The sequence below is a fragment of the Comamonas sp. GB3 AK4-5 genome (assembly GCF_041320665.1).
Taxonomy (GTDB): domain Bacteria; phylum Pseudomonadota; class Gammaproteobacteria; order Burkholderiales; family Burkholderiaceae_C; genus Comamonas.
Genome location: NZ_CP166730.1, coordinates 1874907 through 1888803, shown reverse-complemented (window position 1 = coordinate 1888803; position 13897 = coordinate 1874907). Strand labels below are relative to the sequence as shown.

The 13897-nt window shown below is 63.4% G+C and carries 9 protein-coding genes and 2 tRNA genes; 8 read left to right on the top strand and 3 right to left on the bottom strand.

From position 1 onward, the window contains the following. The first annotated feature begins 17 nt into the window (after positions 1-17). From ACA027_RS08480 to ACA027_RS08470, 3 genes are all read left to right on the top strand, one after another. Positions 18-653 carry a superoxide dismutase gene (locus ACA027_RS08480; protein WP_370681933.1) on the top strand — a complete coding sequence of 212 codons (636 nt, stop codon included), beginning with the start codon at positions 18-20 and terminating at the stop codon, positions 651-653. Between the two features lie 81 nt (positions 654-734). Beyond that, complete coding sequence (locus ACA027_RS08475; protein WP_370682545.1) at positions 735-1679, top strand: ZIP family metal transporter; 945 nt, start codon at positions 735-737, stop codon at positions 1677-1679. Positions 1680-1972: 293 nt separating this feature from the next. Beyond that, positions 1973-2749, top strand: a complete 777-nt coding sequence (locus ACA027_RS08470) for a DNA ligase (RefSeq protein ID WP_370682544.1) — start codon at positions 1973-1975, stop codon at positions 2747-2749. A gap of 133 nt (positions 2750-2882) precedes the next feature. Here ACA027_RS08470 and ACA027_RS08465 read toward each other — a convergent pair whose 3' ends face one another. Beyond that, positions 2883-5450 carry an Orn/Lys/Arg decarboxylase N-terminal domain-containing protein gene (locus ACA027_RS08465; RefSeq protein WP_370681932.1) on the bottom strand — a complete coding sequence of 856 codons (2568 nt, stop codon included), beginning with the start codon at positions 5448-5450 and terminating at the stop codon, positions 2883-2885. Positions 5451-5608: 158 nt separating this feature from the next. Between ACA027_RS08465 and ACA027_RS08460 the strand changes: the two genes are divergently transcribed. From ACA027_RS08460 to ACA027_RS08445, 4 genes are all read left to right on the top strand, one after another. Next, on the top strand, positions 5609-6034 hold the full coding sequence (locus ACA027_RS08460; protein ID WP_370681931.1) for an NfeD family protein: 426 nt from the start codon (positions 5609-5611) through the stop codon (positions 6032-6034). A 479-nt stretch (positions 6035-6513) separates the two neighbouring features. Continuing rightward, a complete protein-coding gene (locus ACA027_RS08455) occupies positions 6514-7422 on the top strand; it encodes an SPFH domain-containing protein (RefSeq protein WP_370681930.1) in 909 nt (302 codons plus the stop codon). A 353-nt stretch (positions 7423-7775) separates the two neighbouring features. Continuing rightward, a tRNA-Ser gene (locus tag ACA027_RS08450) sits at positions 7776-7866 on the top strand. 85 nt (positions 7867-7951) lie between these two features. Continuing rightward, positions 7952-8042 (top strand) — tRNA-Ser (locus tag ACA027_RS08445). A 70-nt stretch (positions 8043-8112) separates the two neighbouring features. Here ACA027_RS08445 and ACA027_RS08440 read toward each other — a convergent pair. Both ACA027_RS08440 and ACA027_RS08435 read right to left on the bottom strand, forming a co-directional pair. After that, the gene (locus ACA027_RS08440; RefSeq protein WP_370681929.1) at positions 8113-10278 is read right to left on the bottom strand and encodes a beta-glucosidase; all 2166 of its coding nucleotides are present in this window, start codon (positions 10276-10278) and stop codon (positions 8113-8115) included. A gap of 78 nt (positions 10279-10356) precedes the next feature. Continuing rightward, positions 10357-11778, bottom strand: a complete 1422-nt coding sequence (locus ACA027_RS08435) for an MFS transporter (RefSeq protein WP_370681928.1) — start codon at positions 11776-11778, stop codon at positions 10357-10359. 1002 nt (positions 11779-12780) lie between these two features. Here ACA027_RS08435 and xylF point away from each other — a divergent pair. Next, positions 12781-13788, top strand: a complete 1008-nt coding sequence (gene xylF, locus ACA027_RS08430) for a D-xylose ABC transporter substrate-binding protein (protein WP_370681927.1) — start codon at positions 12781-12783, stop codon at positions 13786-13788. Positions 13789-13897 lie beyond the last annotated feature (109 nt).

The window sequence follows — 13897 nt, the reverse complement described above, 5'->3', positions numbered from 1 at the left end:
TTACCGAAAGGCTTCCCATGAGCATCCACACCCTGCCCACATTGCCCTATGCCTATGACGCGCTGGAGCCCCATATCGATGCCCAGACCATGGAGATCCACCACAGCAAGCACCACCAGGCCTATGTCAACAACCTGAACGCCGCGCTCAAGGACAACGCTTTCGCCCATGAGCCGGTGGAGCAGCTGATTGCCGACCTGAACCGCCTGCCCGAGGCCCTGCGCGCCGCCGTGCGCAACAACGGCGGTGGCCACGCCAACCACAGCCTGTTCTGGACGGTAATGGCCCCGGTCGGCCAGGGCGGTGGCGGTACACCCCAAGGGGCACTGGCCCAGGCCATGGCATCCGACCTCGGGGGAATCGAGGCCTTCCAACAGGCTTTTACCCAGGCCGCGCTGACGCGCTTTGGCAGCGGCTGGGCCTGGCTGGTGGTGGGCAAGAACGGCAAGCTCTCCATTGAAAGCAGCGGCAACCAGGACAGCCCGCTGATGCAGGGCATTGGCTCGGGCGGCACGCCCATCCTGGGCCTGGATGTCTGGGAACACGCCTATTACCTGAAGTACCAGAACCGCCGCCCCGAATACATCGCCGCCTTCTACCAGGTGATTCACTGGGACGAAGTCGCCCGCCGCTTCGCTGCTGCCCGGAGCTGATCCCCTGCCGCCGTAGCGTCCATCTTGCACAGACCACGCCCCTCCTCCACCATGTCCCTACTCGCACCTTCTTCCGCGAACATGCCGCGACTGCCCTCCGATCCCCCTGTGCCTGAGCCCACGCCAGCACCCGCGTCCCGCACCGCCCACCGCCTGCGCCACGCGCTGGGGTGGCTGATCGTCCTGGCGGGTGCCAGCGTGCTGGGCAGCCAGTTCTGGCAGTACCTCCAGCACAACCCCGTGGTGTTGCAGGCGCTCGTGGGGGGCTCGGTGGCCGCACTGGCCACGGCCCTGGGCACGCTGCCGGTGCTGCTGTCGCAGAACCTGTCCGATCGCACACAGGACACATTGTTCGGCTTTGGCGCCGGTGTGATGCTGGCGGCCTGCGCCTTCTCGCTGATCCTGCCGGGTCTGGAGGCCGTGCGCGCACAGCCGCAATGGGGTGGCAACGCCTGGGCGGCGGGCGGCATTGTGGGCAGCGCTATCTTGCTGGGTGCGGGCGTGATGATGCTGATGGACAAGCTGCTGCCGCACGAGCACTTCATCAAGGGCCGCGAAGGTCTGGACCTGGACATGGCGCGCAAGCTGCGCCGCACCTGGTTGTTTGTGATCGCGATTGCGCTGCACAACCTGCCCGAGGGCCTGGCCATCGGCGTGGGCTATGCCGCCAATGAGGGCATGCGTGCCAACGCCCTGGCCACCGGCATTGCCATACAGGACGTGCCCGAGGGCCTGGTCGTGGCCGTGGCCCTGCTGGCCGCCGGCTATAGCCGGCGCTTTGCCGTGCTGCTGGGCATGGCCAGCGGCCTGGTGGAGCCCGTGGGTGCCGTCATCGGTGCCGCCATCATCAGCGGTTCCGCCGCGCTGCTGCCCTGGGGCCTGGGCTTTGCTGCTGGCGCCATGCTGTTTGTGATCAGCCATGAAATCATTCCCGAGTCCCACCGCAAGGGCCACGAGGCCTTTGCCACCGGCGGGCTGATGCTGGGCTTTGTGCTGATGATGGTGCTGGACACGGCCCTGGGCTAAAGCCCTTCGACGGTGCAAGCAGGTGGCGCCTCCGCTGCACCGCCGCAGGCCGACTACAGGCCGGCCGCAGGCCACTGCACACGGCCCGGGCTGTCAGCATGCAGGCATTGCCACAGTGGGACGCTTTCATGACCACGCCAGCGCACACCGGCCTCTCTCTGCATCGCCTCTTCCAAACCCTGTTGTGCAGCCTTGGCCGCTGCCTGGGCTGTGCCACCCTGGTCCTGCTGCTAGCGCAGCCATTGGGCTCGGCAGCAGCCGAGGAAGCGGTAAGACCGCCACCGCCCGCGCTGATGCTGGCCCAGGTCTGGCACAGCGGTCTGGCCGTGCAGGACTATTGGGTCAGCGAGAAATACGACGGCGTGCGCGGCTACTGGGACGGGCACAGGCTGATCAGCCGAGGCGGCCAGGTGATTGCCGTACCGGCCTGGTTCACCGAGGGCTGGCCGGCCACGCCCCTGGATGGCGAGCTCTGGGCCGGGCGCGGCGCTTTCTCCCACGCCCAGTCCACCACGCGCCAGACCCAGGCCGGCGATGCGGCCTGGCGGCGCATGCGCTTTATGGTGTTTGACCTGCCCGCCGCAGCCGGCAGCTTTGACCAACGCCTGCCCCAGCTACGGGCCGTGGTGGCCGCCATAGGCCAGGACTGGGTACAGGCCGCGCCCCAGTGGCGCGTGGTCAGCGAGGCAGAGCTGCAGCGCCAGTTGGCCAAGGTGGTGGCCGCCGGCGGCGAAGGTCTGGTGCTGCACAAGGCCGCTGCGCCCTACCGCGCGGGCCGCAGCGGCGATTTGCTCAAGCTCAAGCCCTATGACGATGCCGAGGGCCAGGTGGTGGGCTACAAGCCCGGCAAAGGCCAGTGGCAGGGCCAGACCGGGGCCCTGCTGCTGCAAACCCGCGAGGGCCTGCGCTTTGCGCTGGGTGCGGGCCTGACGGCCGAGCTGCGCCGCCAACCACCGCCGCTGGGTGCCTGGGTAACCTACCGCTACCAAGGCCTGCACGACAGCGGCCTGCCGCGTTTTGCGCGTTTTCTGCGCCTGCGCGAGGACATGGGCCCAGGCAGCCCGCCATAAAAAAAATGAGCTGCCTATGCTGATACCTGATGGCTTTCAGTGTGAAACAACACTGAAACCGGCAGATAGCAAGCATAAACAGCTCACTTTTTACAGCGGCCCGGGCGGGCCGCTGCGCTGCACCGCGCCTGGCTTAGTTGCTGGCGGTCGCGGGCTTCTTGGCTGCCGGCTTTTTGGCCGCAGGCTTGGCCACGACATTGGCTGCGGCCTTCTTGGCCGGGGCCTTTGCCGCCACCTTGGTGGCAGGCTTGGCAGCGGCCTTGGCTGCAGGCTGGGTCGCAGCCTTCGCGGCGACCGTCTTGCCCGCCACGGCTTTCACCGCGCGCGGGGTGGCTGCCTTCTTGGCCGCCGCTTTGGCAGCGGGCTGGGCTGCGGCCTTCGCGGCAGGCTTGCGCTGCATCACGCAGTCCGCGTAGTAGCGAACCTCGCCATCCTCGTCTTCCTTCTCCACCAGGCCATGGATGTCGGTTTCAAAGCCCGGGCATTCCTTGGCAAATTCGCGGGCGAACAGCAGGTAATCCACGATCTTCTTGTTGAAGACTTCACCGGGAATGAGCAGCGGAATGCCAGGTGGGTATGGCGTGACCAGGCCCACGGTGGTGCGGCCCACCAGGTGGTCGATCTCCACACGCTCGGTCTTGCGCTGGGCGATGTGGGCGTAGGCGTCCGAAGGCTTCATGGCCGGCTGCAGATCGGACAAATACATCTCCGTCGTCAGGCGGGCAATGTCGTACTTGGCATACAGCTCGTGCACATGCTGGCACAGGTCCTTGAGGCCCATGCGCTCGTAGCGGCGGTGCTGCTGGCAGAACTCCGGCAGGATGCGCGCCAGCGGCTGGTTGCGATCGTAGTCGTCCTTGAACTGCTGCAGCGCGGTCAGCATGGTGTTCCAGCGGCCCTTGGTGATGCCGATGGTGAACATGATGAAGAAGCTGTACAGGCCGGTCTTCTCGACCACCACGCCATGCTCGGCCAGGTATTTGGTGACGATGGAGGCGGGAATGCCGGTGTCGGCAAAGTCGCCGTCCAGGTCCAGACCGGGCGTGACGATGGTGGACTTGATGGGGTCCAGCATGTTGAAGCCGTCGGCCAGATCGCCAAAGCCGTGCCAGTTGTCGAATTCCTTGCCGCTCTTGCCCTTGGCCTTGTGCTTGCGCGAGGCGTCGGGGCCGCGAATGATCCAGTCCTGGGCCGAGCCCACGCCCTCTTCCGCCAGGGCCTCGGGGCCCCAGACTTCGAACCACCAGTCGTCCTCACCGAACTCATCGTCCACCTTGCGCATGGCGCGGCGGAAGTCCAGAGCTTCGAGGATGGATTCCTCCACCAGCGCCGTGCCACCGGGTGGCTCCATCATGGCGGCTGCCACGTCGCAGCTGGCAATGATGCTGTATTGCGGGCTGGTCGAGGTGTGCATCAAATACGCCTCGTTGAACAGGTGGTGGTCCAGCTTTTGCGTCTGGCTGTCCTGCACCAGCACATGCGAGGCCTGGCTGATACCGGCCAAGAGCTTGTGGATGGACTGGGTGGCATACACCACGGATTCCTTGGGGCGCGCACGCTTCTTGCCCATGGCGTGGTAGCTGCCATAGAAAGGGTGGAAGGCGGCATGCGGCAGCCAGGCCTCGTCGAAGTGCAGATTCGCCACATAGCCGTCGACCATCTGCTTGATGGCCTCGGTGTTGTAGAGCACGCCGTCGTAGGTGGACTGGGTCAGCGTCAGCACGCGCGGCTTGACGGTCTTGGCGTTCACGCCCTTGAGCAGCGGGTTGGCCGCAATCTTGGCCTGGATGGACTCCACGCTGAACTCGCTTTGCGGAATCGGGCCGATGATGCCGAAGTGGTTGCGCGTGGGCTTCAGGAACACCGGAATCGCACCCGTCATGATGATGGAGTGCAGGATGGACTTGTGGCAGTTGCGGTCCACCACCACCACATCACCCGGGGCCACCGTGTGGTGCCAGACGATCTTGTTGGACGTGGACGTGCCATTGGTGACGAAGTAGCAGTGGTCTGCGTTGAAGATGCGCGCGGCATTGCGCTCGCTCTCGCCAATCGCACCGTTGTGGTCCAGCAGCTGGCCCAGCTCCTCCACGGCGTTGCACACGTCGGAGCGCAGCATGTTCTCACCATAGAACTGGTGGTACATCTGGCCCACGGGGCTCTTCAGGAACGCCACACCGCCGGAGTGACCGGGGCAATGCCAGCTGTACGAGCCGTCTTCGGCGTAGTCCAGCAGCGCCTTGAAGAACGGCGGCTGCACGCCCTCCAGATAGCTCTTGGCCTCACGGATGATGTGCTTGGCCACGAACTCGGGCGTGTCCTCGAACATGTGGATGAAGCCATGCAGCTCGCGCAGGATGTCGTTGGGCAGGTGGCGGCTGGTCTTGGTCTCACCGTAGATGTAGATGGGCACATCTTCGTTCTTGCGACGCACCTCGCCGATGAAGCTGCGCAGGCTGTGGATGACTTCGGGATCGGTCTCTCCACCCTGGGTAAACTCTTCGTCGTCGATCGACAAGATAAAAGCACTGGCCCGGCTCTGCTGCTGGGCGAACTGCGAGAGGTCACCATAGCTGGTGACGCCCAGCACCTCAAAGCCCTCTTGCTCAATCGCATGCGCCAGCGCACGGATACCTAGACCCGAAGTATTCTCGGAACGATAGTCCTCGTCGATGATGACGATGGGAAAGCGGAATTTCATGCGCAGACCCCGTGCGACCGGGTGTTAAAAAACGGAACAGGCGCGCAGTGTAAGTAATATCGAGGGCATTCCCTAGGGCTTGCCTACATTCCGAAGCAAATCAGGGTTTTGTACCAACACAATAACGCCGCGTTACGGCGTTGAAAGGATTCGACAACATGGAGGTAAGCACCTGGTGGTGGATTTTCACGGGCCTGGCCGTCGTGGCCGAGCTGCTGACTGGCACCATTTACCTGCTGATGATTGGCCTGGGCCTGGCGGCAGGCGCTGTCGCCGCCCACCTGGGCCTGAGCCTGCCCGTGCAAATTGCCACGGCCGCCGTGGTGGGCGTGCTGTGCGTGATGGTGGCACGCCGCATTCGCCGCGCCCGCAGCAAAGGCCTGCCGGCCCTGTCCGATCCCGCCGTCAACCTGGACATTGGTGAGACCATCACCGTCGCCCAGTGGGAGGCCGACGGCACCAGCCGCGTCCCCTACCGCGGCGCGCAATGGACGGCCGTGCTGCGCCCCGGCGCCATGCCGGCGCCCGGCCAATACCGCGTGGTTGCCCTGCAGGGCAACCGGCTGGTGGTGGATAAGGCTTGAGGTGCTCCCCCCTGAGTCGCCTTCGGCGCCGTCCCCCCAGGGGGACGACAGCCTCGCTGCGGGGCGGCCCTTGCTCGCTGTCTGCTGACTTGGGGCGCGCCGGTTTTGTATGCCTGGGGGCTTGCACCAAATATTTGCAAGACCACAGAAATCCCCGTGGGCACGGCATACACATGCCCCGAGGTCGGCACCAGCGCTTCGGGGCGGCCCTTGCGCGGTGCCCTGGCGTGGGGTGCGCCAGTTTTATGCGCCTGAGGGCTTTCGCGAAATATTCTCAAGTCCAAAAAACCTCTGTGAGTGTGGCTGGCAGCAGGCAGCGCCAGCACGACTCCCTGTCGTGGAGGGCACCAGTTTCATGTACAGCGCCCTGAATTCAGGGTCTAGGTATCATGGTGCTTAAACGGCTCTCATGCGCTACCCATCTGCATAAGCAGCTCTTCTTTTTCTAGCAACTCCCCTTTCATGCTTAAGGAGCATCCATGGAAATTGCCATCGTTCTCTTCGTCATCGCCATCATCTTTGTGGCCCAGTCCGTCAAGGTCATTCCCCAGCAGCACGCCTGGGTCAAGGAACGCCTTGGCAAGTACGCCGGCACGCTCACGCCCGGTCTGAACTTCCTCGTACCCTTTGTGGACCGCGTGGCCTACAAGCACAGCCTGAAGGAAATCCCGCTCGACGTGCCCAGCCAGGTTTGCATCACGCGCGACAACACCCAGCTGCAGGTGGACGGCATTCTGTACTTCCAGGTGACCGACCCCATGCGCGCCAGTTACGGCTCGTCCAACTACATCATGGCTGTGACCCAGCTGGCCCAGACCTCGCTGCGTAGCGTGATCGGCAAGCTGGAGCTCGACAAGACCTTTGAAGAGCGCGACATGATCAACGCCCAGGTGGTGTCGGCCATTGACGAGGCTGCGCTCAACTGGGGCGTGAAGGTGCTGCGCTATGAAATCAAGGACTTGACGCCTCCCGCCGAAATCCTGCGCTCCATGCAAGCCCAGATCACGGCAGAGCGTGAAAAGCGTGCCCTGATTGCTGCGTCCGAAGGCCGTCGCCAGGAACAGATCAACATCGCCACCGGTGAACGCGAGGCCTTTATCGCCCGCTCCGAAGGTGAAAAGCAGGCCGTGATCAACAAGGCCCAGGGTGAGGCCGAATCCATCAAGGCCGTGGCCGAAGCCACCGCCCAGGCCCTGGAGCGTGTGGCCGCCGCCATCCAACAACCTGGCGGCCAGCTGGCTGTGCAGTTGAAGGTGGCCGAAAGCGCCGTTGACGCCTACAGCAAGGTCGCAGCCGACGCCACCACCACCCTGGTGGTGCCCAGCAACATGACGGAAGTCTCCAGCCTCATCACCTCGGCGATGAAGATGGTGCAGGTGGGCAAGTAACCCCCTGAGCCGCTGCGCGTCTTCCCCCTCTCTGGCTTCGCCGGAGAGGGACGGCACCAGCGCGGCGGTGCGGCCCTTGCGCGGTGCCCTGGCGTGGGCCGCACCGGTTTTATATGGCCTGGTTCCAAGTGAGATCTTTGCTGCACCACAGCCCCCATGGGCACGACCTGCTCATTCCCGGGGGACAACAGCCTTCCCACGGGACGGCCCTTGGGCAGTGCTCTGACTTGGGCGGCGCCAGCTGCCAAGATCAGGACCGCACCTGAAACCCTGACTTGCAGCCTTGCGAAACAAAATGCAGTACTTTCCCGAGGGCCTCCAAAATTCAGGCTAGAATAGCGGCTTCATCACACGGAGCGGTGGATGAGTGGTTTAAGTCGCACGCCTGGAAAGCGTGTGTGGGTTAATAGCCCACCGCGGGTTCGAATCCCGCCTGCTCCGCCAAGTGACTGATAAGACAGTTTCCAAAACCAAGCCTTGAACAGCTTGGTTTTTTGTTTGCCCTACCAAGGTAGACAACCGTTTTTGCGGAGCGGTGGATGAGTGGTTTAAGTCGCACGCCTGGAAAGCGTGTGTGGGTTAATAGCCCACCGCGGGTTCGAATCCCGCCTACTCCGCCAAAGTTAAAAGCCATGCAGCTCCACGAGTTGCATGGTTTTTTGCTTTTCTGCAGTACCGCCTACTGCGCTGTTAATGCCCGAACTCACGCCCCCACAGCATGGCACTGGCGGCGCATTCGAATACAGTGGCAGAACGTGCCAGCACCACGCGGTAGATGCCGGCCTGGATATGCCAGCGCCCGGACGCGGCTTGAAACCGCGCCAGCAGGCGCGGGTCTGCGGTCAGGCTGATGCGGGCCGAAGCACCGGGCTGCAGCAAAACCCGCTCAAAGCCCAGCAGGCGCATGCGCGGCTCACCCGCCGCATCGGTCAGGTACAGCTGCGGCACATCGCTGCCCTCGCGCGCTCCCGTGTTTGTCACGGTAAACACCACCGACACTGTCTCGCCACCGCTGATGTGCAGATCGCTATAGGCGAAGCACGTATAGCTGAGGCCATGGCCAAAGCCAAACAGCGGCTGCTGGCTCTGCTGGGCACACCAGCGATAACCCACTTCCGCGCCCTCGTGGTAGTGCACCTTGATGGGCGTTCCCAGCTTCACATCGGCGCCCGGCAGCATGGGATGCGGTGTCTGCTCCACATCCACCGGAAAGGTGATGGGCAAGCGGCCCGAAGGGTTGACGGCCCCCGTCAACACCTCGGCAATGGCCTGCGCGCCCCCCTGCCCCGGGAACCAGGCCTGCACAATGGCCTGCACCTTGCTGTGCCAGGGCATGGCCACCGGGTTGCCGGTTTCCAGCACCACGATGACCTTGGAATGGACATCAGCCAACGCCGCAATCAAGGCATCTTGCCCAAACGGCAGCGCCATATCGGGGCTGTCAAAACGCTCGCCCTCATGCCGCACGGCAAACACAATGACCACGTCCGCCCCCTGGGCCAGCGCAAGCGCATCGGCCACCTGGGTACCGCTGTCAAACACCACATCGGCCTCTGGCAATAGCCTGTGCAACTCCGCCAGCGGAGAGGGGCCGAAAAAGCGCATGGTCGTGGGGCCCAGCAAGGGATGGCTGCGCAAAGGCAGCTCTGCCGCATAGCCTCCCACCGGCATCACCTGGCTGGAGCCATCTCCTGACAGCACCCCGGCCTGCGCCCAACCGCCCATCACGGCAATGCGCTGCGCCTTGGCCGCCAGGGGCAGCACAGCGTTCTCGTTTTTCAGCAGCACCAGGCCTTCGCGGGCCAGCTGCAGCGCCACTGCATGGTGGGCCTGACAGTCCACGGCCACCGCAGGCTGCGGCTGGTCTATGCCCACGGCGTAGTAGGAACGCAGCATGCGCCGCACCATCTCGCTGATGCGTGCCTTGGGCACCAGCCCGGCCTCATAGGCCTGGCGCAGCGGCCCGTTGAACCACTCCTGCGCATCCAGCTGGGCGCCGGAATGCTGGTCCAGCCCGCACAGTGCGAAATCCCAGTGGTAGACGGCCAGCCAGTCCGACATCACCCAGCCCTTGAAGCCCATGGCGTCCTTGATGCTCTCCTGCAAGATGGCATGGCTGCCACAGCAGTAAGCACCATTCACAAGGTTGTAGGCCCCCATCATGGCCCCGGGCTCGCTGCGCTCCATGGAGATCTGAAAGGCCAGCAAATCGCTTTCGCGGTGTGCGCCAGGCTCGATCACGGCATCCAGAAAGAATTTATTGCTTTCGCTGGCGTTCAACGACACATGCTTGAGCACGGCAATGACCTGCTGTTGCTGCATGCCAGCCGCCATGGCGGCACCCATCAGGCCGGAGAGCAGCGGATCTTCCGAGATGTATTCAAAGTTTCTTCCGCCGCGCACCTCGCGCACCAGGTTGATGCCCCCACCCAGCAGCACATTGAAGCCGCGCGCCCGCCCCTCCCTGCCCACCAGCTTGCCCGCCTCCTGCACCAGATGGGGGTTGAAGCTCGCCCCCATGGCCAGGCCGCAGGGCAGCGCCGTGGCGCCATCGTCCGGCCCACCGGTGTGGCGCAGCCCCAGGCTCGCATCGGCCAGCAGCAGCGCCGGAATGCCCAGGCGCGGAACACCGGCCACATAGCCGGCAACCACAGGCACATCGCCCGGCACACGTGGCTCGCGCTCGGTCTTGCCAAAGACCCTGACCATCAGGCTGTAGAGCAGCGAAAAGCGCTCGTCATCCGTCATCTGCGCCTCGGTATCACGGGCGCGGGTATCGGGATCGGCAGCCATGTGCAGCGCTGCCAGGGACTGAAGCGAAATCGGAACCGCATTGAGACAGAGATCACTGGACATCAAAAAGCTCCATGCATTGCAGGTACAGCGCCCATGGCGCAAAAGCGTTGCAGCCAGAAAGCGCTGACAACGGCGATATCAGCAGGAAGTTCCCGCCCCTTTTCGACGCTGACGCAGCGCACCGAGCATGTGCTGGTGTGCGGACGGCGAGATGGGATAGAAAAAAGCGCACAGCACCCCCATGCTCTGAAGCACCATAGGCGCCAACCACAGCATGGTCTGGATCCCGTCGGTGGCGACCTGCGACTGGGGCTGGTTGGCCACAAAACCCACCGCACCAAGCAAATGCCCTATGCCGGCGACAGCAATGGCCAGTGCCGCCTTCTGTGCAAAGGAGAACACCCCGAAGATGGTCCCTTCGCCCTGCACTCCGGTGCGCCATTCACCGTACTCGACGGTATCGGGCACCATGGCCCACACTGCCAGCACCGATGCCGAACCGGCAAAACCAAGCAGGCCCAGCAGACCCAAAAGCAGCGCCACATCCTGGATGCCCACCCAGCCAAGAACGGCATAGCCGAGCATGCCAATGCCGCCACCGCACAGCGCCACCAGCCGTTTGGACCGGCGCCGCATCACCCATGCCCAAAATGGGATGGAAATAAAGGCCTGCACGGCAGCAATGCCCAGTGCAGGCCCGATCAAGTCTTCCCGGTGCAACCCATACTTCAGCACATAGGGCAGCGTCTTGGACAGAAAAGCGCTTGCAGCGGCCAGCGCCACCGTCATCCCACACACCAGCAAAAATGCGCGATTGCACAGCACCACAGACAACGCCTCACGGACCGTGATGCCATGGGTATCCGGCCGCGCGCTCTCCCTGGTCGAGAAGAATGTGAACAGGAACACGGGGATGGAAATGAGCGCATACAGGGCCATCACCAGCAAAAACCCCAGTCTCTCATCCCCCTGCCCGAACAGCTGCACCAGCTTGAGCGTGGACAAAGCCACCAACAGGGCGGCCGAGCTGGCGCAGACCATGCGGTATGCGGCCAGACTGCCGCGCTCCTGGCTGTTGTGCGTCAGCGTGGCCATCAGTGCGTTGTAAGGCATGGACAGCGCGGTATAGGTGGTCCGGAACAGCACATGCGTGCCCAGCACCCATGCCAGCAGGTTCGCCCCACCTGCATAAGCGGGCACAAACATCGCGACAAAGCTGAGCGCCAGCGGAACGCAGCCAAACAAGAGATAAGGGCGATAGCGCCCCCAGCGTGAACTGGTGCGGTTGGCGATGTAACCGGCCACAGGATCGCAGAACGCGTCCCACAGCATGGCCGCGCCAAACATCCAGCCCGCCACCACCGGCGACAGCCCTGCGACGTCGGTGTAGTAGTACAGCAGGTAGAGCGTGGTCGCCTGCCAGTACAGGTTGAATGCAAAGTCGCCCACACCAAAGCCAAACCTCACCCGAAAAGGCAGTCGGCCACTCCCCTCTTGCACGGTGGCCTGGGTGGCAGGCGGCGCCTGCGCAATGGCCAAATCTGGATTGACTGTATTCATGGACATGACCTCGTAAACAGGAATCACCAGGGGTTGCCATGGGCAACCGAATTGGGAAGCCATGCAATCCCAGCCCCTGCAAAGGCCTTGTGCACCTGCATCCACACGGAAATTGATGGGCCGGCCACGGACGCCCCCCAAGACAGCAGCCATCGGGGGCGCCGGGCTCGGCGAAAGCGGGGGATGAAGGTCGATGCGCCAGGGCACGCGGATGCATTACCGCGCACCTCCGCAGACCCCCTTGCTCCACCGCCACCGGCCGCTGCAACTCACAGTCAAGCACCCGCTGCGCGAGACCACGCCAAGGGCCTGCCAACAAGCCGCCAGTCAGGCCGCTCCGGCCTGCCGCATGTGGCCGGCATTCCACGCCACGCGGAGCAATTCACACCCGATCGCGGCAAGCTGTGGGGACTGCATCAAACTGTCTCCTGTTGTTGTGTTTTCACATGCAATGGCAGCCCTGCCGTTTCACCTGGGCCTTGGCATTCGCTGCACCGGGATTAATGTCCCGCGGAATTGACAGCGCTGTCAATTCAGGGTTTGCAGCAGGTCGAAGCGCATCTTTCTGTTGCGGAGCCAGGGCCGCTTGTTGTGACGCGGCGCGTCATCCAGAGACCCAGACCCCGCCTTGTTCCGCCCGCAAGAAGCGCCCACAGGCTCACTCTGCGAGGCTTGCTTCTGGAGCCCTCCATGCGTTTTCCCGGATAAGGCAAACCCCAAATTGACAGCGCTGTCATTTGGAATGGATATTAGCCACAGCGCAGCACGAACAAGCCATCTAAAAAAATGACAGCGATGTCAACGGCAATCCAAAGCGCAGCAACAGGAGACCGGTTTATGCAGCCCCAGCAGCTTTTCGATGCCGTGGCCCCGTATGCAGCAGCCCGGTGCAATCGGTCGGGCCTTGGCCCGTCTACGCACCACAACGCGTTCAGCGCCAGCGCCCATGCGCCATGCGCTTGAAACACAGCCCATGTCCTTCCACCTCACAGAAGACTTGCCATGATTTCACACGCACTCCCCACCTTGTTCGCTGCCGCGCTCCTGTCCCTGGCGGCCTCCTCTGCGCACGCCAGCAAGCAAGCGCCGGTGATTGGTTTTTCGATTGACGATTTGCGGGTCGAACGCTGGACCCATGACCGCGACTACTTTGTCGAAGCGGCCCAGAAGATGGGGGCCACCGTCAATGTGCAGTCGGCCAATGCGAATGAGGCCAAGCAAATCGCCCAGATCGAAAACCTGATTGCACAGAACGTCGACGCACTCGTGATCGTTCCCTTCAACTCCAAGGTGTTGAGCAACGCCATTGCCAGCGCCAAGAAAAAAGGCATTCGGGTGGTGTCCTACGACAGGCTGATTCTGAACGCCGACGTGGATGCCTATATCTCGTTCGACAACGAGAAGATCGGCGAGATGCAGGCCCAGGCCTTGGTCAAGTTGGCGCCCAAAGGCAATTACTTTTTGCTGGGGGGCGCTTCCACCGACAACAACTCCCGCATGTTCCGCGCAGGCCAGATGAAGGTGCTCCAGCCCTTGGTGGACAAGGGCGACATCAAGATCGTGGGTCAGCAATGGACGCCGGAATGGGATCCGATGAAGGCCCAGAGCATTGTCGAGAATGCGCTGACTGCCAACGGCAACAACATCCAAGGCATCGTCGCCTCGAACGACGGCACGGCGGGTGGCGCCATCCAGGCATTGAATGGCCAAAAGCTGGCGGGCAAGGTGCTGGTTTCCGGCCAGGATGCCGACCTGGCCGGCGTGCGCCGCGTGGCCGAAGGCACCCAGGCCATGACGGTGTACAAGCCCATCAAGCAGATCGCCAGCAGCGCGGCGGAAATGGCCATCACTCTGGTCAAAGGCGGCAAGCCCAAGTTCAACACCAAGCTCAACAACGGCAAGAAAGACGTGGAAACCTTGCTGCTGACGCCCACGCTGCTGACCAAGGACACGCTGGACATCGTCATTCAGGACGGTTTCTACACACACCAGCAAATCTTCGGCAAATAGGCCTGGCGCTGCACCGTCACATGCGCCATGCCGGCCCCCGCCCGCCAGCCTTCGCACCCAAGCCCGGGGCGACAGCCACCTCTCTCACCCCCAGCTCCACAGGAGAACG

What these genes read in the sequence shown, in the direction of transcription:
- ACA027_RS08475 (WP_370682545.1), top strand. Translation starts at nt 735, where the DNA reads ATGCCGCGACTGCCCTCCGATCCCCCTGTGCCTGAGCCCACGCCAGCA.
- ACA027_RS08460 (WP_370681931.1), top strand. Translation starts at nt 5,609, where the DNA reads ATGGAGGTAAGCACCTGGTGGTGGATTTTCACGGGCCTGGCCGTCGTG.
- ACA027_RS08440 (WP_370681929.1), bottom strand. Translation starts at nt 10,278, where the DNA reads ATGTCCAGTGATCTCTGTCTCAATGCGGTTCCGATTTCGCTTCAGTCC.
- ACA027_RS08435 (WP_370681928.1), bottom strand. Translation starts at nt 11,778, where the DNA reads ATGAATACAGTCAATCCAGATTTGGCCATTGCGCAGGCGCCGCCTGCC.
- ACA027_RS08455 (WP_370681930.1), top strand. Translation starts at nt 6,514, where the DNA reads ATGGAAATTGCCATCGTTCTCTTCGTCATCGCCATCATCTTTGTGGCC.
- ACA027_RS08465 (WP_370681932.1), bottom strand. Translation starts at nt 5,450, where the DNA reads ATGAAATTCCGCTTTCCCATCGTCATCATCGACGAGGACTATCGTTCC.
- ACA027_RS08480 (WP_370681933.1), top strand. Translation starts at nt 18, where the DNA reads ATGAGCATCCACACCCTGCCCACATTGCCCTATGCCTATGACGCGCTG.
- ACA027_RS08470 (WP_370682544.1), top strand. Translation starts at nt 1,973, where the DNA reads ATGCTGGCCCAGGTCTGGCACAGCGGTCTGGCCGTGCAGGACTATTGG.
- xylF (WP_370681927.1), top strand. Translation starts at nt 12,781, where the DNA reads ATGATTTCACACGCACTCCCCACCTTGTTCGCTGCCGCGCTCCTGTCC.